This window comes from Alphaproteobacteria bacterium GM7ARS4 (assembly GCA_014332745.1).
Lineage (GTDB): Bacteria > Pseudomonadota > Alphaproteobacteria > GM7ARS4 > GM7ARS4 > GM7ARS4.
This window is the reverse complement of sequence record JACONL010000008.1, coordinates 33,485-55,606: the sequence shown is the minus strand read 5'-3', so window position 1 is coordinate 55,606 and position 22,122 is coordinate 33,485. Positions and strand designations below refer to the sequence as shown.

Sequence of the window (22,122 nt, the reverse complement as noted above, 5' to 3'; positions counted from 1 at the left end):
GATTGAGATACTCTAGTTTTGCCTGACAGAGGGCGTCGCATTGATATGTGCGCGCAAATTTACTGAGACGTACCAACGGCGTTGCGCCGACAACATCCAGCACCGACTCATAGATTTGCCCGCGAAAAGCATGCATGGTCTGTTTCTATTTTTCCCTTCTTGCACGATATGTGTGGCGTCATTATACATGACAAAGTGCTTTGCTAATTTTTTTATATGCTTAGTATACTTTATAGGCTTAGTATACAATGGGTGGTGGCGACATCTTGTGCGAAGACGACCTGTGGAGGTGTATCATGGTGAGGCGTAAGGGCGAGGCTGATGGTGGATGGGGTGGCTATCGGAGGTGGCTAGGCATGCCATTTCTCTTGCTCTCCCTTGTGGCTTATGTTTTTGGGGCGTTATCTTTCCCTGCCTATGGCGTGTCTCAAGGGGGCTTGATACGTGATGCGGAGATAGAAGGGCATATTCGCCAGTGGGTGACGCCTTTATTAGAGGCAGCAGGATTGGATAACGACTCCGTCTCACTCTATCTTATCTATGACAAAAGTTTGAATGCCTTTGTCTATGGCGGGCAAAACATTTATCTTCACACCGCTATTCTGGCGGAGGCTGATTCTTCTGAGCAAGTTCTTGCTGTTTATGCGCACGAGATAGGGCATATCGCTGGCGGACATCTTGCCCGCATGGATACAGACATTGATAATGCCTTGACTGTCCAATTATTAGGTTTTTTACTTGGTCTTGGGTCGATCGTGGCGGGACAGATTGACGCTGGCGCCGCAGCCATTTCCGCATCACAGCATGTGGCACAGAGGGGCTTGCTCAGCACGATACGCAAACGAGAGTCGGCGGCTGACCAGGCGGCTGTGCGCTATCTCGAATCGGCGGGCATGTCGCCTCGAGGCATGGTGGAATTCATGGAGATATTGGATAGACGTTCTCAATTGTACATTGGCAATATAGACCCCTATGCGACGACGCACCCTCTCACAGAGGAGCGTATTAAAACCATGCGTCACCAAACGCTCATATCACCCCATGCCGATGCGCCAGCAGACCATGAACGTGAAAGGACGTTTCAGCGTATCAAGGCAAAGGTTATTGGCTTTCTCTACAAACCAGAGGAGGTCTACAGGCACTATAGGGATGGTGATAACAGCATTTCCGCTCTCTATGCCCGTGCCATCGCCTATTTTCGCGACCATCAACGGGACAAGAGTTTTGCCCTCATCGATAGGCTCATCGAAGAAGAGCCACAGAACCCCTTCTTTTACGAATTAAAAGGGCAATTCTTGTTAGAGAGCGGGTACAGCCGCCAAGCGATTGCCTATTACGAACAGGCGGTGTCCTATGCGCCCCATGAGCCTCTGATACGTATTGCCTATGCGCAGGCGCTCCTTGAGGTTGGTGGCCTATCGATGGTGCGTATGGCATTGAAAGAGCTGGAGCTCGCCATCGAGGAGGAAAAAGACGCCGCGCTGGCATGGCAGTTGATGAGTGTCGCCCAAGGCAGATTGGGATATATCGGCTTGTCCGCCCTCGCCCAAGCAGAGAAATACCTGATTTTACGGGATTACAAGAGCGCCATTATGCAAGCACAGAGAGCAAAAAAATTCTTAAAGGAAGACGAGGCACAAAACAGAGCCCATGACATTCTCTTGCTCGCATCGAGCTTGCATAAAAGACCGATTTGATATACGTCTACTGACGAGTGGCATAGGAGAGGGACGAGCACAAACGCGTGGAGGGCGTGGGGGGTAGATTGAAGGGATAGGAGACCATCGTCACGTGACACAGCAGTCTGACAGAACGAGACCTCAGAAAAAGGGGCGCCAGCTGTTTATTTCTTATCCAAAGGGGCGACAAGGGGACTCTCATTCCCATGAAGAGGTCGAAGGCATTTTACGCCAATGGGGAGGAAAGCGGGAAAAGGACGAACTCATCGAGATGCTCCATGCCATACAAGACCATGAGGGACATCTATCGATGCGTCACCTCACGGCATTGGCAGAGATACTCTCTCTTCCTTTAGCCCATGTGTATGAAGTGGCGACATTTTACGCGCATTTTGATGTTGTCATGGATGGTGAGACGCCTCCTCCCCGTCATACAATTCGTGTCTGTGATAGCCTTTCTTGTGCGTTGCGTGGTGCTGATGCGTTGCACAAGGCATTGAAAAAGGGCGTAGACCCGACGCGCGTGCGCGTCCTATCGGCGCCGTGCATGGGACGCTGTGATGAAGCGCCTGTCGCGCAGGTGGATGCCTATCATAGGGGGCATGCGACAAAGGAGAATGTTCTCGACTCTTTACAAGAAGGGCGAGTCCATCCCCATATACCAGACTACCAAAACCTTGCCTATTATCAAGGACAAGGCGGGTATAAGATATTGCAACGTTGTCTAGCGGGAGAGTGGGATTTCGAGCATGTCGTCACGTTACTAGAGAAGGCGGGGCTGAAGGGGATGGGGGGTGCGGGCTTTCCGTCAGGGCGCAAATGGCGCTTTGTCCGTATGGAAAAGGGGCCGAGATTGATGACGGTGAATGCCGATGAAGGCGAACCCGGCACCTTTAAAGACCGCTACTATATGGAAACGACACCCCATCGTTTTCTCGAAGGCATGCTCATTGCCGCATGGGCGGTGGAGGCGCGCTCTGTCTATATCTATTTACGTGATGAATATCCGGGTGTGCGTAAGATTTTGCAAAAGGAGCTCGCTGCCTTAGAGAAGGCGGGATTATCTTCCTTTACTGACGTGCATTTGCGTCGTGGGGCTGGTGCCTACATATGCGGTGAGGAGTCAGCCATGCTGTCTAGTATCGAGGGCAAGCGTGGTCTGCCATGGCGTAAGCCTCCCTATATATCTTCTGTTGGATTGTTTGGGCGTCCTACCCTCAATCAAAATGTGGAGACATTGCACTGGGTCTCTCTTGTGCTTGAGAAAGGGAGTGATTGGTTTTTACATCATGGGGCTGCGCGTCATGTTGGTGATGATATGGTCCCTCGTGGTCCCCATAGTTTCTCTGTTTCAGGGCGTGTTAAAAAGCCGGGTGTGAAATTGGTGGCGGCGGGGATTACCATGAACACGTTGCTTCGTGACCATTGTGGAGGCATGCTGGACGGGCATGAATTCAAGGGCTATCTTCCGGGTGGCGCGTCTGGAGGCATCTTGCCGGCGTCGATGGCGAATATCCCTCTCGACTTTGGCCAGTTAGAGAAATATGGGTGCTTCTTAGGCTCTGCCGCCATTATTGTCTTTTCTGATAAAGACTCTATTAGAGACATTGTTCTTAATCTTCTTAAATTTTTCGAAGATGAAAGTTGTGGTCAATGCACACCATGTCGAGTGGGCACAGAGAAGGCGGTGTCTCTTTTACAGCAGACATCGTGGGACAAGCCTCTTTTGCGCGAATTGGTCGATGCCATGCGTGATGCTTCTATCTGTGGCTTAGGGCAAGCCGCGGGAAATCCCATCGATTGTGCGTTGAAATATTTTCACGATGACTTATAATCTACGTATGTTCGTAAGAGGATCAATCCATGTCACTTCCTAAGAAAAAGACGCTTTCTTTGACTCTCGATGGGCGGAAAGTTTCCGCCCGTGAAGGCGAGACGATATGGGAGGTGGCGAAGCGTGAGCATATTCTGATTCCCCATTTGTGCCATGCCGACAAGGCGGGGTATCGTCCTGATGGGAATTGCCGTGCATGCATGGTTGATATTGAGGGTGAGAGGGTTCTTGCCGCCTCATGTATACGCAAAGTATCCCAAGACATGGTTGTATCGACGGAGAGTCAGCGTGCCGTTCATTCGCGCCGCATGGTGATGGAGTTGCTCTTGGCAGACCAACCAGAACGTGTGAGAGCCCATGACGATGACTCACATTTTTGGCGTATGGCCGAGCATATGGACATGCTGTCGAGTCGGTTTCCTCGCCATGGCCGCCATCATGTCGCTGACAACAGCCATCGTGCGATGGCTGTTCATCTGGATGCGTGTATTCATTGCAATTTATGCACGCAAGCATGTCGTGAGGTTCAAGTCAATGATGTCATTGGCATGGCCGGGCGCGGCGCGCATTCTAAGATCGTGTTCGATTTTGACGACCCTATGGGTGACAGCAGCTGTGTCGCATGTGGGGAGTGCGTTCAGGCGTGTCCTACGGGTGCTTTGATGGAATCGTCCCTCTTAGATGAGTCTGGCGTGATAGCGCACAAGCCAGACAAGGAGGTTGACAGTCTCTGTCCTTATTGTGGTGTTGGTTGTCAGCTGACGTTTCGCGTCAAGGACGAGCGCATTGTTGCTGTGGATGGGCGTGTTGGTCCTGCCAATCAAGGGCGTCTCTGTGTGAAGGGACGTTTTGGCTTCGATTATGTCCATCATCCCCATCGTTTGACCAAGCCTCTTATCCGCAAGGATGGCGTCAGCAAGAATCCTGATGAGAAGATAGATCCGTCCCGTGTGGATGCCTATTTTCGCGAAGTGACGTGGGAGGAGGCTCTTGCTCGTGCTGGTGGCGGGTTTGTATCGATTCGTGAGCGTGACTCTGCCAGTGCGTTGGCGGGTTTTGGCTGTGCTAAAGGGTCTAATGAGGAGGCTTACCTCTTTCAGAAGTTAGTGAGGACGGGTTTTGGCAACAATAATGTGGACCATTGCACGCGTTTATGTCATGCGTCGTCAGTGGCTGCATTGATGGAGGGGATAGGCTCTGGTGCTGTAACAGCGCCTGTATCGGAGGTGAAGAATGCCGATGTCGCTATCATTATCGGCGCGCGTCCAGCGCAAAATCATCCTGTTGCCGCCACGTTCATAAAGAATGCTGCCGTCCGTGGGACCCAGCTGATTGTTCTTGACCCGCGACGTAACGAACTAGAACGCTATGCCCGCCACCATGTGCAATTTCGCCCGGGCACTGATGTGGCTCTCCTCAATGCCATGCTCCATGTCATTATCGAGGAAGGGCTGGTCGACCGCCAATACATAGAAAAACACACGTCTGGCTATAAAGAGCTGTGTTCCCATGTGGCCTCCTTTACGCCAGAGGAAATGTCTGGACTCTGTGGCGTTGATGCCGACACCATTCGCGAGATAGCGCGTTGCTATGGCAAGGCAGAGCGTGCCATGATTTTCTGGGGCATGGGTATATCACAGCACGTCCATGGTACCGATAATGCCCGTTGCCTTATTGCTCTTGCTCTCATCACAGGCAATGTGGGACGACATGGGACGGGTTTACATCCCTTACGAGGGCAAAATAACGTCCAAGGGGCGTCTGATGCAGGCCTTATTCCTATGGTGTTCCCTGATTACCAAAAGGTAGAGGACGACTCGCGCCGCCTCTTTTTCGAAAAATTGTGGGGAACGTCCCTTGACCCTCATGCGGGACTGACTGTTGTTGAGATCATGCAACATATTGATAAGGGGCATATCAAGGGGCTCTATATTATGGGTGAGAATCCCGCCATGTCTGACCCCAACGCGGCCCATGCCCGCATGGCGCTGGCAAAGCTCGAGCATATGGTTGTTCAGGACCTCTTTTTGACAGAAACGGCTTTCCTTGCTGATGTCATCTTGCCAGCATCCGCCTTCCCCGAAAAGAGTGGAACATTTACGAATACAGACCGCCTTGTCCAGCTTGCGCGTCCCGCCTTATCCCCACCGGGGGATGCGAAGCAAGATTGGTGGATCATTCAGGAGATGGCAAAAAGACTGGGGTGTGATTGGCGTTACCATGATGTGGGCGACATCTACGAAGAAATGCGTTCTTCTATGGAGTCTCTCAAAGGGATCAGCTGGGAACGCCTACAGAAGGAGGGTTCTGTGACCTATCCTTGCTCCCACGTCGATGAGGAGGGAGAGCATGTCCTTTTTGGTGATGGCTTTCCCACCTCAGATAAGAAAGGACATATCGTTGCTGCCGACATTATTCCCCCCGACGAACAACCTGACGAGGAATACCCTATGGTTTTGACAACGGGACGTTTGTTGGAGCATTGGCATACTGGTTCTATGACGCGAAGAACGAATGTGCTTAACACCATCGAGCCACATCCTTACATTCACCTATCGCCTGCCGATATGGATGAGAAAGGGCTCGTTGGTGGAGATAGGGTGCGTATCGAAACGAGACGAGGCGCTCTTGATGCTCAAGTGCGTCCTGATAGGCAAATCCCTCAAGGGATTGTCTTCATGCCTTTCTGTTTTGAGGAAGCTCCTGTCAATTTCCTCACCAATGATGCTCTTGACCCTGATGGCAAAATTCCGGAGGTGAAATATTGTGCCGTGAAGCTTGAAAAAATACATGCGACATAGTATGTCCACCATAGTGAACCACAAAGATATCAAAGATGGAGAGTTTGTTATGAGAAAGGTGTGTGCCGTAGGGGGCGTGATTGTGAGTGTCTTGCTGAGCCAGCAGACCCATGCGGAAGAAGCCTTTGGCACGCTCAGCGATGTTTCTTTTGCGAACAAATTATGGAGTGTTCTGGTGGAGGAACGTCTCGTGGGGAGAAAGTCGTTCCAGACGACTCCTTATGAGGGGACTGAGCCCCATGGCTTTGTGTTGCAGACCATCGATGGTATGATCGGTGTGGGAAGTGACACAGGATACGTTATCGTCAAGCGCAATTATGGGCCAGAGGGCGTTGGTGTTGACGCTGTTGCTGATGACCCCGCCACCTATCTTAAAGCCGTGACCGTCATGTTCCAACGCCCCGGCTATGATAAAGATAATGATGATTGGTTTTGGGTGAAATATGCTCCCGATGGGACTGTTCTTACCAATCCGAAGGGCGAGAAGCTGGCAGGAAGAGTGGCAAAAGGGCGCGACCAGGGATGTATTGCCTGTCATGTGAACGCACCGGGGGGTGACTATGTCTTCAATAATAACCGCCGCTGACGTTGCTGTTGCTGAGGGAGAAAAGTCTATACCCCGAGCGGGCGATGGGAATCGAACCCACGACATTCGGCTTGGGAAGCCGACGCTCTACCTCTGAGCTACGCCCGCATCACAGCGTCACAATAGACTATCTGTCTCTCTCTTGTCGTCAACATGATGGTCTTTTCATGCCATGATATCCCTTGCGACACAACGTTATATCGTCATGGGTCTTCTCAATACGTTGTTGGGGTATGGGATTATTGTTGCCGCTATGGTCTTTGGCGGACTCAGCCCCCCATGGGCAAATGCCTCTGGCTATGCCGTTGGACTTGTCGTGGCGTTCTTTGCCTATAAGCACTGGGTTTTTATTGGCAGTCATAGGCCATGGTGGCGACAAATCCATCTTTTCCTTTTGTCTTTTTTATTCTCTTATGGAGGGAATATGGTGGTGCTGATGGTGTGTCTCTATGTTCTCTATGTCAATCCCTACATGGCACAGATGATAGCGATGATGACGTATACGGTCCTTTTTTATCTTATCAACCGCCATGTCGTTTTTGCGGTGAAACATCATGGCTGACTCGTATCATTTTGACGAACGTCTGCTCTCTATCATCGTCTGCCCCGTGACCAAGAAGCCGTTACGTTATGACAAGAATCGGCAAGAATTGGTGAGTGAGGAGGCGCAACTAGCATTTCCTATCAGAGACGGCATTCCCATTCTATTGGTGGACGAAGCACGACCTCTGGGCGATAAGACTCCCCATGAGGAGAGGCATCCGCAAGAGCCATGAGACGTTAGGGTCTCTTCGCCATTCTTTTTTCGCGTTCATGCTGTTCTTGTGCTTCGATACACAGGGTGGCGATGGGACGGGCTTTTAATCGGGAGAGAGCGATAGGCTTGCCTGTCGCCATACAATAGCCATATTGTTTTTTATCGATACGTTCGATGGCTCTGTCTATTTTTTCTATGAGTTTGAGGGCGCGCTCTTCCGTATAAATTTCGATATTATGCTCTTCTTCTATGCTTGCCACATCGATGATATCGGGACCTGTGGCGGGTTCGTCCTTAAGATGCTCCATTGTTTGCTGGATAGACCCCATGATCTTTTCTTTCCAGAGCACCAATTTGCGCCTGAAATAAGCCCTTTGGAGAGGGTTCATAAATTCCTCATCTTCTGACGGAGAATAATTTTTAGGGATATCAATATCCATGAGTCTCTCCACACGGGTTGCCTGCCACACCATACAGCCATAGGATACAAAAAATCAAGTCATCGTTTGCTGACATATGTGCTGACATAGGGGACAAAAGAACGTGCTTCTTCCTCCCAGCCGCACATTGTGGATATGGGCTTTTCCCGCTGTATGATGGCGCGCGCAGCGCGGACATGGTCTTTTCTCTTGCCCATAGACAGAGAATTGGTATTGAAAATATCCCATGCGTCCGTCTGTTTTCTTGTAATCTTTGAGGGACGACCCGCCGCATGCGATGGCGCGTTTGAGGGTTGTGCGTATGGACTCTACCAGTGTGAGACAATGCTCGTATCGAAGAGCGCAGCTCGGTGAGAAGGGGGAGATTTTGCTATGGTAGAGAGCCTCACAGGCGTAGATATTGCCTAAGCCACTGATGAGTTTTTGGTTTAAGAGGCTATTTTTTATCAATGCCGTGCGTTTCCTCAGCTTTTGATAGAATTGGTCTATGGAAAATGCTGGTTCTAGCGGGTCTGGAGCAATGCTGGCGAGATATCGTGCTTTGTCGTTGCCTGTGATGATGTCTACAAAGCCAAAACGGCGTGGGTCGTGATACGCCATGTCATAGGATGTGCTGTGAAAAACGATATGTTCGTGTGGGTGTGACGGAGACGCATGGTGCGTCCTTATATGAAGAGAGCCCGACATACCAAAGTGCATCACAAGAATCAGGGTGTCATCATCGAATGACAGAAAGAGATATTTTCCTCGTCTCGACACATGGGTGAGGTGACGCCCTCCTAGTCTCTGGGAAATATCAGGAGGAATCTCTTTACGTAGAGAATGGCGTCCTACGGTCACGCGCGTCACGCACATGCCATGGAGCTGACTCTCAATGCCACGTCGTATCGTTTCTACCTCGGGCAATTCAGGCATAATCTATGGGTTGACACAATAACGACAATCCCCTAATACAGAGAGGGGCAAGGATAAGAAGGATGTGAGACACGATGGCAAATATCCGTTCGGCAAAGAAGCGTATTTTGGTGAATAGACGGCAGGCAGAGAGCAACGGTCGCCGCCGTTCTCGTGTCCGCACGCTTATCAAGAAAGCACAGAGCGTCATTGATAGCAAAGATAAAAAAGGGGCGTATAATATGGTGTGTTTCGTTGATAAGGAGATCCAGCGCGGACGAGCAAAGGGTATTCTTCATAAGAACACGGCAGCGAGGCGTCAATCGCGCTTAGCGCGTATGCTTCACCGCGCCCATCCCCGATAAACAAGGATTATATTTTTTTGAGCACACGCCGTAGGGTGTCGACGATGATACTGATATGGCGTTCCTCGATAATAAGAGAGGGGGAGAGGGCGATGGTGTCCCCTGTTACGCGCACGAGCAAACCTTCTTCCTCGAAGCACTGGCGATATATGTGAAAACCGCGCATGCCGGGGGTCTTGGCGTCAGCCTCTAATTCGATGCCATGCATCAGTCCCATGCCTCGAATGTCGATAACACAGGCAATATCTTCCAGCGTATAGAGAGCATCCTGCCAGATGGGGCTCATCACTTGTCCTCGAGCGAAGAGGTCTTCTTTGTCATAAATGTCAAGGGTTGCACATGCTGCCGCACATGCCAGCGGATGGGTGGACCATGTGAATCCATGGGGAAATTCGATGGCGTGTTCGGGCATGTCGCGTTCCATAAATGTGTCATAGATTTTTTTTGTGACAGCAACGCCAGCGAGGGGCGCACATCCGTTTGTCAGGGCTTTCGCAAAGGTGATAATGTCAGGGGTGAGATGGAAGGCTTGACTGGCAAAGGCTGTGCCAAGTCTTCCAAAGCCTGTGATGATTTCATCGAGAATAAAGAGGATGCCATGGGTGTGGCATATCTCTTGTAGCCGTTGGAGATAGTGTTGGGGAGGAGGCAAGACGCCTGTGGAGCCAGCAACAGGCTCAACAATGACAGCGGCAATGGCGTCGCGCCCGTAACGCGCCACCATCCTCTCTAATTCATCGGCACACTCGACACCCTTGCGGGGGAGTCCTCGAGAGAATCCATCTCTCTCTCTGTCGTAGCTGCTCTGCATGTGGCGTATGGATGGCATGAGGGGCGGCACATGCTGGCGATTGCCATCGATTCCCCCGATAAGCGTCGTGGCGATGGTCGCCCCATGATAATCGCGATGACGCCCGATAAGCATGGTGCGTTGAGGCGCACCCTGAAGAGCATGGTATTGTAGGGCGATTTTGAGGGCTGTCTCTACGGCATCCGAGCCTGATGGGCAGAGAAAGATAGAGGAGAGGTGGGACGGCAGACAGCGCATCAGCTTCTCGCTCAAAGCGTCGACATAAGGGTGAGAGACATGGAAGGCTGGCGCATAATCGAGGGTGCGCGCTGCCTCGGTCACGGCATCGATAATCGCTTGTCGGTGATGTCCTGCATTGACACACCACAATCCTGATACGGCATCGAGAATTTTTTTCCCCGATTGTTCTACGTAATACATGCCATCGGCAGAGACAAGGGTGCGCGGATTTTTATGAAATGAGCGATTGGCGGAAAAAGGCAACCAGAGATTTTTCATGGGGGGTCATGCGCGAGAGAGGATGGATGAGAGGGTGGGACATGCCTGTGAGGTTTGTTGTATGATGTGGCATGGGTGCTGTCCCTTGCGGGATAAGGCGTCATATGATGCGCGCAAATCTTCGAGCAACGCATCATCGACATGACGCAAAGAGGAGGGACGCCCCAAGGCGCTTAGGGACGTTATATCTTGTCCATCATACCCACAAGGGCGTATATGGCGAAATGGCTCGAGGGCGCAGTGGGCATTAATGCTGACGCCATGGAAAGACATGCCGTGACGCATTCTTATGCCAAAAAACGCAATTTTCTTATAGACGCCACCGACAGAGACCCATAATCCGCTCTGTTGTCCTCGGCGCACGGCAATAATACCGAGATGGGCGAGACTGCACCCACACCAATCATGGAGCCATTGGATATAGTGGGCGATGGTCAGCGTTGGATGATGCGCATGAGAGAGAGACATCATAGCATATAAGATGCGCTGTCCTGGCCCATGATACGTGTAGCCACCACCGCGCCCGCTCTTATAAAGTGGAAGCATGCCCGTCTGTGAAGGGCCGTCGCCTTCGAGGGATGACATGCCTTGCGTATAAAGGGGAGGATGTTCTAACAGCCACAAGAGGGGAGGAATTGTCTTGTCATGGGACATGGCGCGGACATAAGACTCCATGAGGAATACGGCGTCGCTATATGGAACGGGTTGCTGTGTCTTGTGCCAAATAATGGCACTCAACGTCGCAAAAGGAAGAGGAAGACATGACATATCTTTAACATGAGAGAGAGGGGGCTGTGCAGGGAGGGAGCATAGCATATTTTCATATCCTTGTTGATGTCCTTGCTTATCTGCTTGAAAGAGTGCGCTGAAATGAGTAAAAGACAGCATGGCGGTCGTGGCGGAACAGGTAGACGCGCAACGTTGAGGGCGTTGTGGGAGCAATCCCGTGGAAGTTCGAGTCTTCTCGACCGCACCATTGTATGAGGAGAGGGCGGTGACAAAGGCTTATGGAAGAGAGGGCATGAAGGCATGAGCGCTCTAACGGCAGCCACGCCACCAGCGACGGCGATGACGGGTCACACTGTCCCCATACAGAGTCTCAATGCCATTCTCCATGAAGGGGATAAAGACATCCTCACAGCGTTCATCGATACATTAGATAATCAAAAAAAGGCACGTTGTATCGATATGTTGGAGGGTGAAAGACGCACCCTTTTCGCCAAAGCCTTTTATACCCATGCGCTCAAGAAAAAAGACTATGTCGCCATTGCTGACGTTATTAGTCTCCTTGACCCACAAGTCCAAGCCGATGTCATCCATGATTTAGGAGTGCGCGCTGTCGCTAAAGTGCTTCACCATCTCGAGACCGATGATATTCTTGCCATTTTAGAAAATCTCAAAGAAGAGTCCCGCACCACGGCCCTCGAGCATATTCCCACCAGCATGAGGGCATGGCTCGAAGTCAGCCTCTCTTATCCAAAAAAAAGTGCGGGAAGGCTCATGCAGAGGGAAGTCGTTGCCGTTCCTGTCACATGGCATGTGGGTGACATCATCGACTATATGCGTCAAGAAAAGGACTTACCTCACCATTTTTTCGATGTGCAAGTTGTGGACCCACGCCAACATCCTGTGGGAGTCATTCGTCTCGCCACGCTTTTACGCTCCAACCGAGACCAGCCTCTCTCCAAGATTATGGAGACAAACATCACGCCTATATCCATTCATACACCGCAAGAAGAGGTCGCATTTCTCTTTCGTGATAAGGACCTCACCTCTTATCCTGTTGTCGATGAGCATGGACGGTTGGCGGGAGTCGTGACGATTGATGATGTTGTTGATGTCATTGACCATGAGGCGGCTGAGGATTTTATGCATTTAGCAAGCGTGCAACAGGAAGGATTTCATAGCAGCTTGCGTTCATCTATGGGGCATCGCTTCAAGTGGCTTGCCATTCATCTGGGCTCTGCCTTTTTGTCTGCCTTTGTTATTGCGCAATTCGCTGACTCTATCGATAAATTGGTTGCTCTTGCCGTGCTGATGCCTGTCGTTGCCTCGATGGGCGGCATTGCCGCTGTGCAGACATTGACGGTGACGGTGCGTGCCATTGCCATGAAAGAACTTGTCTCAGGCAATCGTTGGCGTAATATCGTCAAAGAATGTGTTATGAATTGTGGCAATGGCCTCTTACTGGGATGCCTTGCTGCCATGATGGCGTGGTTTTGGTATGGTGATAGCGACTTAGCGCTTGTGACCTTTGTGGCTATCGTCATGAATATCGCTATGGCGGGCGCTTTAGGCACGCTTGTTCCTCTTCTTATGGAGAGGGTGCGGGTGGATCCCGCCATTGCATCGGCCACGATCGTCACAATGGGGACAGATGTTTTTGGCTTTCTTGTTTTTTTAGCCCTCGGGACAATCTATGTCACGATGTGACGATATTGAGCACCTTGTCGACCACATAGACAATTTTTTTAGGTTTTGTGTCTTTGAGATAAGCTGTGAGACGTGGTAGTGAGAGGGCTTGCTGTTCAGCATGGTGCTGTGCTGTGCCTCGGGGAAGGCGAAGTTGGGCGCGCAACGTGCCATTGACTTGTATGGCAATGGTGCATTCTTCCTCATGGAAAAAGGCCTTATGGGCTTTGGGCCATGGGACGTGGGTGAGGCTTTTTGTGTGGCCGAGACGTTGCCATAATTCCTCGCAAAAATGGGGCGTGATAGGATTATGCAAGATAAGCAACGTCTCGACTCCCAGCTTGAGGAGGGGAAGGTTTTTATCATCTTTATGACGTAAGAGACCATTGGCGAACGTATGCAATGTGGCGACGGCGCGGTTAAATTGGTGATGTTCTAGGTGGTTGGTGGTGAGGTGGATGCTTCGATGAATAAGAGAAAAGAACGCTTTATCTTGCTGTTGTTGCGTCAGTGGCGCACTCTCGACCTTTTTGAGAGAGGGGCATAGCCCATGGAGAGCTGTCCATAGACGTTGTAAATAGCGGTGAGTGCCTTTAATGCCTGTATCGCTCCATTCGAGGTCACGCTCGGCAGGTGTGTCAGAGACGATAAAGAGGCGCGCTGTATCAGCGCCCCATTGTTTGATGATGGTGTCGGGGTCAATGACATTCTTTTTGGATTTACTCATTTTTTCCATGCGCCCAACATAGACGGGGCGACCTTCTTTATCCACATTGTTGCCTTCTCCTTTGTTATGGCCGCGGCCACGCCTTATCACATCATCGGGCGAAAGCCACGTCCCTTCACAATCCCTGTAGGTTGGATGGCACACCATGCCTTGGGTCAGCAATTGGTGAAATGGTTCGATAGCGTCATCGGGGATGGGATAGCCACAATCCCTTAGGGCGCGCATGAAAAAACGGGCATAGAGCAAGTGAAGAATGGCATGTTCGATACCACCGATATAGCAATCCACAGGCATCCAGTGTTTGAGCGCATCAGACTCACATTCTTGGGGGCTACGGGGTGATGTGAAGCGGAGAAAATACCACGATGACTCGAAAAATGTATCTAATGTATCTGTCTCACGTTGCGCCTTGCGACTGCATTGTGGACATCGTGTGTTTTTCCACTCTTCGTGATGGTCTAATGGATTGCCGGGCTTGGAAAAATCGATGTCTGAGGGGAGCATGACAGGCAAATCTTTGAGAGGCACTGGCACAACGCCACAATGGGGGCAGTGAATCACAGGGATGGGACACCCCCAGTAACGTTGACGCGATATACCCCAATCACGTAAACGATAGACTCTCTGTCTTGTGCCTTTGTTGTCTTTCTCGAGGCGTTCTATCATACGTTGTCTGGCTGTTGCCGTCTCCAAGCCATTTAAGAACGCTGAATTCACCATGATGCCATCCCCTGTCCATGGCACGGGAGTCTCTTGCAAGGTAGGGTGTTCGATGACACGGGTGATAGGGAGGCCATATTTCTGTGCAAAGGCATAATCCCGCGGGTCATGGGCGGGACATCCAAAGAGAGCGCCACATCCATAGTCCATGAGAACAAAATTGGCGACATACAGGGGTAAGGTCACATCACGCAAGTAAGGATGAAGAACGCGCAATCCCGTATCAATACCCTCCTTATCCATATCTGTCGTCTCATGCGTGGCCTGTTGAGCATGCCTATGGATGAATTGGCGGAGGGCGGGATGATGCTCACTGAGCTGACGAGAAAGGGGATGTTGTGGCGAGAGAGCGCAGAAGCAAGCGCCAAACAGCGTCTCAGGACGTGTCGTAAAGACGTCTATAGGGTCTTTTCCCCCCCCTTCTATGTCGAAACGGATAAGACTGCCATCGGACATGCCAATCCAATGCTCCTGCATCAGCGTCACTTTCTGAGGCCAAGATGTCAATTGTCCTAAGGCATGACGTAACGTTTCACCATAGTCGCTGATACGCAAGAACCATTGGGTCAAGTGACGTTGTTCGATGGGCGCATTCGACCGCCATCCTCGCCCATCGATGACTTGTTCATTGGCAAGGACGCTCTTCTCAACGGGATCCCAATTCACGTTGGCTTTTTTGCGATAGGCAATGCCTTTCTTGAGGAACGCAAGGAATATCTTTTGTTCATGGACGTAGTAATCGGGATGGCAACTCGCTATTTCCCTCTCCCAATCATAGGAAAAGCCCATCTGTTGGAGCTGCTGACGCATCATGTCGATATTGTCATATGTCCATGTGGCGGGATGTTTGCCATGGAGTCGCGCCGCATTTTCCGCCGGCAAGCCAAAGGCATCCCACCCCATAGGGTGGAGGACACCATAGCCCTGTGCCCGTTTCCAACGAGCAACAATATCACCCAACGTATAATTGCGCACATGGCCCATGTGGATACGCCCTGATGGGTAGGGAAACATCTCTAAGACATAGTATTTCTTGCGCGTCTCTTTTGTCGAGAAACAATGATGTTGAAGCCAGTGTGCCTGCCATTTTGGTTCGATCATTTGTGGGCGATAGGTGTCTTCCGTCATGTGTTCTCTTCCTTAAGGCTTGCTCTTTTTTATCCTTATGGGATAGGGATGATATGCCTTATTTCTTGTGAAGGCGTCAATGCCAGCATATCCATAGAATCGGTGGGGACGCAAGAGGCGCGCTGTTTTCTGTGTGATACCGCCTAAGGCGATGAGCGGTTTCTGACTCACATGGCTGAGGCGTATGGCGTGGAAATAGGGGAAGAGGGGACGTTGGGACGCGCTTTGGGTTGCGAAAAGAGGCGAAAGAATCATGAAATCGACCCCCTTGTGGCGATAGACTTGCCAAAACTGACGGAGCGTATGCACGGACACAGCACAGAGCGTATGCTGTCCTTGTGTCCGTCTCTGCATGCCACTTCGACTCCGTGCGGGGTTGTGCCACGCCCAGAAGGATACATGGAGACCATGAAATCCGTCACATGCGCGTGGGGACGTTTTGCCCGTCATCGCAAAGAGCAAGCATGCTCGGCGACGATACTGCCTATGCCAATGTCGCGCCTTCTCACATCTATACGCCACATTGTAATGGCGGTATAACAGTACAAGGTGGGCATACAAGCCATAGGATGGCGGTGGAAAGTCACGCATAGGGTGAGGGCTACGTTCGTCATCACTCACATACACATAACTGGGAAAGAGGGGATAAGGCATGAGAATGAGAGCTATTGTCCTTAGGACACACACGTCAACGTCACCATAGGTCTTATGGTAGAGCAGTCACTAAGGGCGCGTTTGCGCGCCTTGTCTTCTTCTCTTATAGACCATGTCACCCTTGTGGCGGTTTCCAAAACGCAGAGTGTGGACGCCATCAAGCTGCTGTTAGGCGCTGGACATCGTGTTTTTGCCGAGAATCGCATACAAGAAGCCATAGAGAAGTGGCGTCCCTTACGTCAAGCATATCCGTCAGTGGAGCTCCACTATATTGGACATTTGCAAAGGAATAAGGTCTCGCAAGCCTTTGACATGTTTGATGTCATCGAGAGTCTCGATAGCGAAAGGCTGGCAAAACGCTGTGCTTATGAACGTCATCAGAGAGGTGGCCTATGCCCCGCCCTCTGGGTCCAAGTTAATATCGGCGAGGAAGCACAAAAAGGTGGTATCCACAAGACACACGCACAGGAATTTGTGACATGGGTCAGACACGATTTGACAATTCCTATCAATGGTTTGATGGCGATTCCTCCTGTTGGTGAAGATCCAGCGCCGTATTTTCAACAGATGCAAGGACTGGCGCAGGCATGCGCTGTGTCCTGCCTCAGCATGGGCATGAGCGCTGACTACACAATCGCCATGCGCTATGGCGCGACCCATGTCCGTCTTGGCACCGCCTTATTCGGGGCGAGGCCAGCATGAGACACGCCTCTTGACGTCCCTCTTGAGACATCCTACGACTCTCTATCCTTGTCATAGTTCCTTCTCAGGATGACGGGTTCACATGGGGCATGAGCATGGGGGGCATTGGCATGGGGAGGGAGCGTATACGCCAATTTCTTTACCATCATGCTGACGGCTGTGAGCCTATCATGCTGATGGATGAGGCGTTGCCTTGCCGTCATAAGGACATCACGTTTCTCGCGCCAGAGATTGGATGCCGATAATGTCGCCACGGTGTCCACAGAGTCTCGAATGTTGAAAATATCGATGGGCGTGTAAGACTCTCTTGGAAAATACTCGTCAAGGTTAGGACATCCTGAATAAAAAGGATAGGCCCCTCCCATATAGGCGTCAGCAATTTTTTCGGTCCAATAATGGGGATGACAGCAATTTTCTAGGGCGACATGGTAACGATAAGGGATAATGCCTTCTTCCTTGTTGGCGATGGGGTGAGAGTCGCGCCCAAAAACATCGAGGGACTCTCCTAGTTCTTCCTTGAGTGATGCCACAAAGCGAAGACGTTGTCGCTGGTAGTCGCTGTCCTGTTTTCCGCTACAGATGACGGATATGCGTTTTGTCTTGTTATAGGAAACGGGGTTTTTACTGCTCAATTGTACGCGATAAATCGGCGCTGGCGACCATATGCCGTCGAATCCTTTATCAGGCATATAATTGGATAACACGACACCGAATTGGTTGAAAGCGTCATGACTGTGGTAACGGTTGAGATAAGGCTCGTTGATGGTGAGGATACGCCTGCAGCGCGGAAATGTTGTGCCGACTGTTTTAGGCATGATATGAACGTAAAACCATTGTGGAATTGGGCTGTGGATATACTCGACAAAATTGCTCCTTAATGTGACAAATTGCACATGGTTTATGATGCCTTTATATGTTCTCGGCTCCTCTGTGTTTTCTGACTGAATACAGAAGACAATATGTTCTACGCGTTCCACGGACATGGCAGGTCATGTGTGAGAGATTGTGCATGGCGCGCATGGCGTATCGGCTTCTCGAGGGAGCGCATAGGCCAATTTTTTGACGATATGGCTGAGAACAGACAACCTATTATGCTGGTGGAGAAGACGCTTCTTTGCCATCGCCACGGCATGGCGTTTGTCCAGCCACAGCGTGGATGCCGATAATGTTGCTACGGTGTCCACAGATTGTTGAATGTTAAAAATATCGATGGGTGTGTAAGAGTCGCGCGGAAAATAGTCATACAGGTTAGGACATCCTGAATAAAAAGGATAGGCTTCTCCCATATAAGCATCGGAGAGTTTCTCTGACCAGTAATGGGGATGGCGACAATTCTCGAGAACGATATGGTAGCGATAGGGAACGATACCGTCACGCTTCTTGGGAATGGGGTTGCTGTCACGTCCAAAAACGTCAAGTTTATCGCCCATTTCTTCTTTCAGACTCTCAACAAAACGGAGACGTTGTCGATGATAGTTTCTGTTACGCTTTTGGCTACAAATAGCGGAGATGATTTTTGTTTTTTCACTGGCGGACATGACATACGCCTGTTGAAGGTAAATGGGGGATGGAAGCCATACACCGTCAAAACCCTTACCGGGCTTATAACTCGATAAAACAATACCAAATTGGTTGAAATACGAAGTGTCATATTGTCTCACGGCCAGTGGCTCGGTGACGATGAGAATACGTCTGTTGCGTGGAAACGTTGTCTTGAATCCTTCTGTGACAATATCTCCATGGTCTATGTATAGCCATTGTGGGACACAGCAGTGGCGGTATTCTAGAGCAGAGACATTCTTAAAAACGAATTGCACGTTATTGACGGTCTTATGCTGGCGATGGTGTGGCGCATCATTCTCTTTTTGCTTCTCAACCAAGAAAACAAGATGTTCGACACGTGTCGTTGCGCCATGGGGTTGGCGGTTATGGGGACGATGATGGATGTTTCGATGCGTCATCTTAGGATGAATGGAGAACAAGGGGTATCTGGCACTTGAGGAAGGGTATAGGCTAATTGTCTTACAACATGAGAGAGTTTCGCCCTCTTTGCGTACTGGGAGAGGTAGCGTCTCTTTGCCATATAAACAGCATCACGTTTTTCAAGCCAGAGGTCCGATGCTGACAAGGCGACAACCGTCTCCACAGATTTTTGAATGTTAAAAATATCGATGGGGGTGTAAGACTCTTTGGGGAAATACTCATGGAGGTTAGGACATCCGGCATAAAAGGGATATGCCTCTCCCATATACGCATCGGCAATTTTTTCTGTCCAATAATGTGGATGACAACAATTTTCGAGAACGACATGGTAGCGATAGGGAAAGATACCGTCACGCTTCTTGCCAATAGGGTTGCTGTCACGTCCAAAAACGTCGATGTCATCTCCTAGCGCCTCTTGTAAACTTTTGACAAAGCGTGTGCGCTGTTTGTGGTAGTTTGTCAGGTGTCTTCCGCTACAGATAACGGATATACGCTTTTTTTTCATGGGGAGCAGCGCCCTGTTTGTTGCAGGTACGACTGCCATGCCGATACCATGAGGTATCCATACACCCTGAAAGTCGTAATTTGGCTTATAGCTGGACAGGACGATACCATAATCATTGAACAGATCTGAAGCGGTTGCTACAGCGACGGGCTCGGTTACGAAGCCGATACGTCTGTAGCGCGGAAAGGTGGTGACAAATTTTTCTATTTCCCTATGAGGGAGCGGACGGACCATCCATGTGTGTGCTGACGGGTGATGGCGATAGTGCGCAAAATCATGCGGGGTGCCTTGTGCTAAGAGGACATTGTTGATAATGCAAGGAGGGGGGCGGCCTTTTCGCGGGTTATCGCCTTGCTTCTGGGCGATAAAAACGATGTGCTTTACGTGCCGAGCTCGTTCACGCATGGTCTTCGTCAGAGATGATAATGCACAGGTCGGTGTCATCTTTATTGTATAGCGCTTGGAGGGCAAGGGGCGTCTGGTGTTTTCGGAAGGGTATAAGCCAGTTGGTTGACGACATGAGCGAGTTTCACGTTCCGTCTGTGTTGGAAGAGGTAGCGTTTCTTTGCCATATAAACAGCATCACGTTTTTCAAGCCAGAGGTCGGATGCTGACAAGGCGACAACCGTCTCCACAGATTTTTGAATATTAAAGATATCGATGGGGGTGTAAGACTCTTTAGGGAAATACTCATGGAGGTTAGGACATCCGGCATAAAAGGGATAGGCTTCTCCCATATACGCATCGGCAATTTTTTCTGTCCAATAATGCGGATGACAACAATTTTCGAGAACGACATGGTAACGATAGGGCACAATGCCTTTGCTCTTGCGTGGAATGTCATGGCTCTCGCGTCCAAAAACGTCGATGTCATCTCCTAGTGCCTCTTGTAAACTTTTGACAAAGAGTATGCGCTGTTTGTGGTAGTCTGTCAGTTGTTTTCCGCTACAGATAACGGAGATGCGTTTCTTTTTTGTGGATAGTGCCACCCTTGAGTGCCCCTGTACGAGTGACAAGCCGATACCATGAGGTATCCACACACCCTGAAAGTCGTGACTTGGCTTATAGCTGGACAGGACGACACCATAATCATTGAGCATATGCGCCACATTTGTGACAGTGATAGGCTCGGTGACGAACGAAATACGCCTGTAGCGTGGAAAGGTGGTGATGATATATCGCTCGGTGCTCCTTATGGGATGTGTGGTGAGCATCCATGTGTGCGCTGACGGGTGATGGCGGTAGTGTAAAAGGTCGTGCCGCGTGCCTTGTGTGAAAAGGACATTGTCGATAATCCTAACAGGGCGAAACCCTTTGTCTGTGCTATCATTTTCTCTCGCGACACGAAAAACGATGTGCTCCACCTGCTGATATGGCGGGCGCATGTTATTCTGTGGAGATGACAATGGCTGGACAGGTGTCATCCTTGCGTTCAAGAAGAGTGAATGCGAATTCCTGCACCATGTGACTTATGGATGTATAGAGATTATGTTGATGGACAAGGCGCTGCCTTGCTACCGCCAGGGCCTTTTTTCTTGTCTGCCACATGTCTGAGCGAGCAATGGCTGTGATCCTATCGAGGGCATGTTGTATATCGGACATATCGATGGGCGTATAAGACTCTTCGGGAAAATACTCGTATAAATTAGGACACCCAATATATAACGGATATGTGTCTGTCATATAACAACTGGCGAGTGCATTGCTCCAATAGTGACGATGGATACTCTTTTCCACGACGAGGCGGTAGCGATAATGTTCTATGGGCGGGTCATCCTCTTTGGAATAATCTTGTCTTGTGCATAGTGTGCCTATCAGTTTTTTGGCGATACGCTTGAATTGTCTGAGGCTATCGGTGGATCTCTCCATTTTGCGTTCATAAAAAAGAGAGAGAGTGTGTGTTTTTTCTACTTCTTTGTAGTGGCTGTAGCGGCTTGGCGTATAGGGGGGGGACGGCACCCAGATACCGTCGAAGCCATCTTCAGGATGATAATAGGACGCGACGATACCGAATTGATTGAAGAAGGGATGTTTACGGTAGCGTAAGACACGCGTTTCCTCGACGGTAAAAATACGTCTGTGGCGGGGAAATGTCGTGCGTAGCGGACGGAGGTCAGACTCATGGATGTGAAGCCATTGGGGTATTGGGCTCTCTTCATACTCTAGAACATCCCCCTCAAACCCCCGAAATTCTACATGATTGAGAACGAAATTCATACGTGACGGCGTTTTCTCCTTGCTTGGCGCGATGGGGAAGAAAACAATGTGGTCTATGGGCTCTTGTGACATGCGTGAAGTCGTTGGCGTTTGTCTTTGTGAGGCGGGGCGTGGCTATGAAGAGAGCTGTGACACCTTAACGTTGCGATGAGGTGTAGCATATTCCGTCTGTCTAAAGCAACACATCCATGCGTGTGTTGCCGATGGGGCTGGGCAAGATGGATAAAAAGGGCGCTTCCTTTTTTCTTGATGATTTTCTTATCATTGATGCCTAAGATGATAAGGATGTCGTAGAGCGTATCCGCGCGCCATAGTCGTTCAGCAGAATACCTCCTATAGGGGAAGCGAACAAGCATATTATAGCGGGGACTCTGTGGGTCATCACACCAACCCATCAAGGGTGTGATAG

At 50.3% G+C, this 22,122-nt stretch carries 22 protein-coding genes and 2 tRNA genes; 10 read left to right on the top strand and 14 right to left on the bottom strand.

Going from position 1 to position 22,122, the window contains the following annotated elements:
• On the bottom strand, positions 1 to 136 hold a 136-nt coding region (locus GDA54_05875), incomplete at its 3' end, for a cysteine synthase A (protein MBC6497827.1).
• A gap of 160 nt (positions 137 to 296) precedes the next feature.
• Here GDA54_05875 and GDA54_05870 point away from each other — a divergent pair.
• The 4 genes from GDA54_05870 (at position 297) to GDA54_05855 (ending at position 6,900) form a co-directional block, all read left to right on the top strand.
• Entirely contained in the window at positions 297 to 1,697 is a 1,401-nt protein-coding gene (locus GDA54_05870) for a M48 family metalloprotease (GenBank protein ID MBC6497826.1), read from the top strand.
• A gap of 94 nt (positions 1,698 to 1,791) precedes the next feature.
• Entirely contained in the window at positions 1,792 to 3,513 is a 1,722-nt protein-coding gene (locus tag GDA54_05865) for an NAD(P)H-dependent oxidoreductase subunit E (protein ID MBC6497825.1), read from the top strand.
• 29 nt (positions 3,514 to 3,542) lie between these two features.
• Positions 3,543 to 6,314, top strand: coding sequence for a formate dehydrogenase subunit alpha (gene fdhF, locus GDA54_05860; protein ID MBC6497824.1), 2,772 nt, complete (start codon positions 3,543 to 3,545; stop codon positions 6,312 to 6,314).
• 49 nt (positions 6,315 to 6,363) lie between these two features.
• Positions 6,364 to 6,900, top strand: coding sequence for a cytochrome P460 family protein (locus tag GDA54_05855; protein ID MBC6497823.1), 537 nt, complete (start codon positions 6,364 to 6,366; stop codon positions 6,898 to 6,900).
• Positions 6,901 to 6,936: 36 nt separating this feature from the next.
• Here GDA54_05855 and GDA54_05850 read toward each other — a convergent pair.
• Positions 6,937 to 7,008 (bottom strand) — tRNA-Gly (locus tag GDA54_05850).
• Between the two features lie 64 nt (positions 7,009 to 7,072).
• On the opposite strand from GDA54_05850, the gene GDA54_05845 reads away from it, so the two are divergent.
• Entirely contained in the window at positions 7,073 to 7,462 is a 390-nt protein-coding gene (locus GDA54_05845) for a GtrA family protein (GenBank protein MBC6497822.1), read from the top strand.
• Positions 7,455 to 7,676, top strand: a complete 222-nt coding sequence (locus GDA54_05840; protein MBC6497821.1) for a Trm112 family protein — start codon at positions 7,455 to 7,457, stop codon at positions 7,674 to 7,676. The genes GDA54_05845 and GDA54_05840 overlap by 8 nt, the downstream gene beginning before the upstream one ends.
• A gap of 4 nt (positions 7,677 to 7,680) precedes the next feature.
• Here GDA54_05840 and dksA read toward each other — a convergent pair whose 3' ends face one another.
• Positions 7,681 to 8,097, bottom strand: coding sequence for an RNA polymerase-binding protein DksA (gene dksA, locus GDA54_05835; protein ID MBC6497820.1), 417 nt, complete (start codon positions 8,095 to 8,097; stop codon positions 7,681 to 7,683).
• Between the two features lie 54 nt (positions 8,098 to 8,151).
• Positions 8,152 to 9,012, bottom strand: a complete 861-nt coding sequence (gene mutM, locus GDA54_05830) for a bifunctional DNA-formamidopyrimidine glycosylase/DNA-(apurinic or apyrimidinic site) lyase (protein MBC6497819.1) — start codon at positions 9,010 to 9,012, stop codon at positions 8,152 to 8,154.
• A gap of 74 nt (positions 9,013 to 9,086) precedes the next feature.
• On the opposite strand from mutM, the gene rpsT reads away from it, so the two are divergent.
• Positions 9,087 to 9,356 (top strand): 30S ribosomal protein S20, encoded by a 270-nt coding sequence (rpsT, locus tag GDA54_05825; protein ID MBC6497818.1) that lies wholly within the window; start codon positions 9,087 to 9,089, stop codon positions 9,354 to 9,356.
• Positions 9,357 to 9,363: 7 nt separating this feature from the next.
• On the opposite strand, the gene GDA54_05820 is transcribed toward rpsT, so the two are convergent.
• Both GDA54_05820 and lipB read right to left on the bottom strand, forming a co-directional pair.
• Complete coding sequence (locus tag GDA54_05820) at positions 9,364 to 10,665, bottom strand: aminotransferase class III-fold pyridoxal phosphate-dependent enzyme (protein ID MBC6497817.1); 1,302 nt, start codon at positions 10,663 to 10,665, stop codon at positions 9,364 to 9,366.
• A 6-nt stretch (positions 10,666 to 10,671) separates the two neighbouring features.
• Complete coding sequence (lipB, locus tag GDA54_05815) at positions 10,672 to 11,553, bottom strand: lipoyl(octanoyl) transferase LipB (GenBank protein MBC6497816.1); 882 nt, start codon at positions 11,551 to 11,553, stop codon at positions 10,672 to 10,674.
• Between the two features lies 1 nt (position 11,554).
• Here lipB and GDA54_05810 point away from each other — a divergent pair.
• Together GDA54_05810 and mgtE are read left to right on the top strand one after the other, a co-directional pair.
• Positions 11,555 to 11,641: transfer RNA gene (locus tag GDA54_05810), tRNA-Leu, on the top strand.
• A 53-nt stretch (positions 11,642 to 11,694) separates the two neighbouring features.
• Positions 11,695 to 13,098, top strand: a complete 1,404-nt coding sequence (gene mgtE / locus GDA54_05805; protein ID MBC6497815.1) for a magnesium transporter — start codon at positions 11,695 to 11,697, stop codon at positions 13,096 to 13,098.
• Here the strand turns inward: mgtE and GDA54_05800 are convergent.
• Positions 13,088 to 15,652 carry a leucine--tRNA ligase gene (locus GDA54_05800; GenBank protein MBC6497814.1) on the bottom strand — a complete coding sequence of 855 codons (2,565 nt, stop codon included), beginning with the start codon at positions 15,650 to 15,652 and terminating at the stop codon, positions 13,088 to 13,090. The genes mgtE and GDA54_05800 overlap by 11 nt on opposite strands.
• Before the next feature lie 12 nt (positions 15,653 to 15,664).
• The gene (locus GDA54_05795) at positions 15,665 to 16,306 is read right to left on the bottom strand and encodes a thiamine phosphate synthase (GenBank protein MBC6497813.1); all 642 of its coding nucleotides are present in this window, start codon (positions 16,304 to 16,306) and stop codon (positions 15,665 to 15,667) included.
• Positions 16,307 to 16,360: 54 nt separating this feature from the next.
• Between GDA54_05795 and GDA54_05790 the strand changes: the two genes are divergently transcribed.
• Positions 16,361 to 17,008 (top strand): YggS family pyridoxal phosphate-dependent enzyme, encoded by a 648-nt coding sequence (locus tag GDA54_05790; GenBank protein ID MBC6497812.1) that lies wholly within the window; start codon positions 16,361 to 16,363, stop codon positions 17,006 to 17,008.
• Positions 17,009 to 17,040: 32 nt separating this feature from the next.
• Here GDA54_05790 and GDA54_05785 read toward each other — a convergent pair whose 3' ends face one another.
• The 6 genes from GDA54_05785 to GDA54_05760 all read right to left on the bottom strand — a co-directional run bounded on the left by GDA54_05785 (position 17,041) and on the right by GDA54_05760 (position 22,108).
• A complete protein-coding gene (locus tag GDA54_05785) occupies positions 17,041 to 17,823 on the bottom strand; it encodes a hypothetical protein (protein MBC6497811.1) in 783 nt (260 codons plus the stop codon).
• Positions 17,824 to 17,997: 174 nt separating this feature from the next.
• Positions 17,998 to 18,969 carry a hypothetical protein gene (locus GDA54_05780; GenBank protein ID MBC6497810.1) on the bottom strand — a complete coding sequence of 324 codons (972 nt, stop codon included), beginning with the start codon at positions 18,967 to 18,969 and terminating at the stop codon, positions 17,998 to 18,000.
• Positions 18,966 to 19,901, bottom strand: coding sequence for a hypothetical protein (locus GDA54_05775; GenBank protein ID MBC6497809.1), 936 nt, complete (start codon positions 19,899 to 19,901; stop codon positions 18,966 to 18,968). Before GDA54_05775 ends, GDA54_05780 begins: the two co-directional genes overlap by 4 nt.
• A 41-nt stretch (positions 19,902 to 19,942) precedes the next feature.
• Positions 19,943 to 20,881 (bottom strand): hypothetical protein, encoded by a 939-nt coding sequence (locus GDA54_05770; protein ID MBC6497808.1) that lies wholly within the window; start codon positions 20,879 to 20,881, stop codon positions 19,943 to 19,945.
• Between the two features lies 1 nt (position 20,882).
• Entirely contained in the window at positions 20,883 to 21,785 is a 903-nt protein-coding gene (locus GDA54_05765) for a hypothetical protein (protein MBC6497807.1), read from the bottom strand.
• A complete protein-coding gene (locus GDA54_05760) occupies positions 21,767 to 22,108 on the bottom strand; it encodes a L,D-transpeptidase family protein (GenBank protein ID MBC6497806.1) in 342 nt (113 codons plus the stop codon). Before GDA54_05760 ends, GDA54_05765 begins: the two co-directional genes overlap by 19 nt.
• Between the last annotated feature and the right edge of the window lie 14 nt (positions 22,109 to 22,122).

Coding starts and splice junctions, on each gene's coding strand:
- GDA54_05870 (MBC6497826.1), top strand. CDS start 297: ATGGTGAGGCGTAAGGGCGAGGCTGATGGTGGATGGGGTGGCTATCGG.
- fdhF (MBC6497824.1), top strand. CDS start 3,543: ATGTCACTTCCTAAGAAAAAGACGCTTTCTTTGACTCTCGATGGGCGG.
- GDA54_05855 (MBC6497823.1), top strand. CDS start 6,364: ATGAGAAAGGTGTGTGCCGTAGGGGGCGTGATTGTGAGTGTCTTGCTG.
- GDA54_05845 (MBC6497822.1), top strand. CDS start 7,073: ATGATATCCCTTGCGACACAACGTTATATCGTCATGGGTCTTCTCAAT.
- GDA54_05840 (MBC6497821.1), top strand. CDS start 7,455: ATGGCTGACTCGTATCATTTTGACGAACGTCTGCTCTCTATCATCGTC.
- dksA (MBC6497820.1), bottom strand. CDS start 8,097: ATGGATATTGATATCCCTAAAAATTATTCTCCGTCAGAAGATGAGGAA.
- mutM (MBC6497819.1), bottom strand. CDS start 9,012: ATGCCTGAATTGCCCGAGGTAGAAACGATACGACGTGGCATTGAGAGT.
- rpsT (MBC6497818.1), top strand. CDS start 9,087: ATGGCAAATATCCGTTCGGCAAAGAAGCGTATTTTGGTGAATAGACGG.
- GDA54_05820 (MBC6497817.1), bottom strand. CDS start 10,665: ATGAAAAATCTCTGGTTGCCTTTTTCCGCCAATCGCTCATTTCATAAA.
- lipB (MBC6497816.1), bottom strand. CDS start 11,553: ATGCTGTCTTTTACTCATTTCAGCGCACTCTTTCAAGCAGATAAGCAA.
- mgtE (MBC6497815.1), top strand. CDS start 11,695: ATGAGCGCTCTAACGGCAGCCACGCCACCAGCGACGGCGATGACGGGT.
- GDA54_05800 (MBC6497814.1), bottom strand. CDS start 15,652: ATGACGGAAGACACCTATCGCCCACAAATGATCGAACCAAAATGGCAG.
- GDA54_05795 (MBC6497813.1), bottom strand. CDS start 16,306: ATGCCTTATCCCCTCTTTCCCAGTTATGTGTATGTGAGTGATGACGAA.
- GDA54_05790 (MBC6497812.1), top strand. CDS start 16,361: ATGGTAGAGCAGTCACTAAGGGCGCGTTTGCGCGCCTTGTCTTCTTCT.
- GDA54_05785 (MBC6497811.1), bottom strand. CDS start 17,823: ATGCCTAAAACAGTCGGCACAACATTTCCGCGCTGCAGGCGTATCCTC.
- GDA54_05780 (MBC6497810.1), bottom strand. CDS start 18,969: ATGACGCATCGAAACATCCATCATCGTCCCCATAACCGCCAACCCCAT.
- GDA54_05775 (MBC6497809.1), bottom strand. CDS start 19,901: ATGCGTGAACGAGCTCGGCACGTAAAGCACATCGTTTTTATCGCCCAG.
- GDA54_05770 (MBC6497808.1), bottom strand. CDS start 20,881: ATGCGCCCGCCATATCAGCAGGTGGAGCACATCGTTTTTCGTGTCGCG.
- GDA54_05765 (MBC6497807.1), bottom strand. CDS start 21,785: ATGTCACAAGAGCCCATAGACCACATTGTTTTCTTCCCCATCGCGCCA.
- GDA54_05760 (MBC6497806.1), bottom strand. CDS start 22,108: ATGGGTTGGTGTGATGACCCACAGAGTCCCCGCTATAATATGCTTGTT.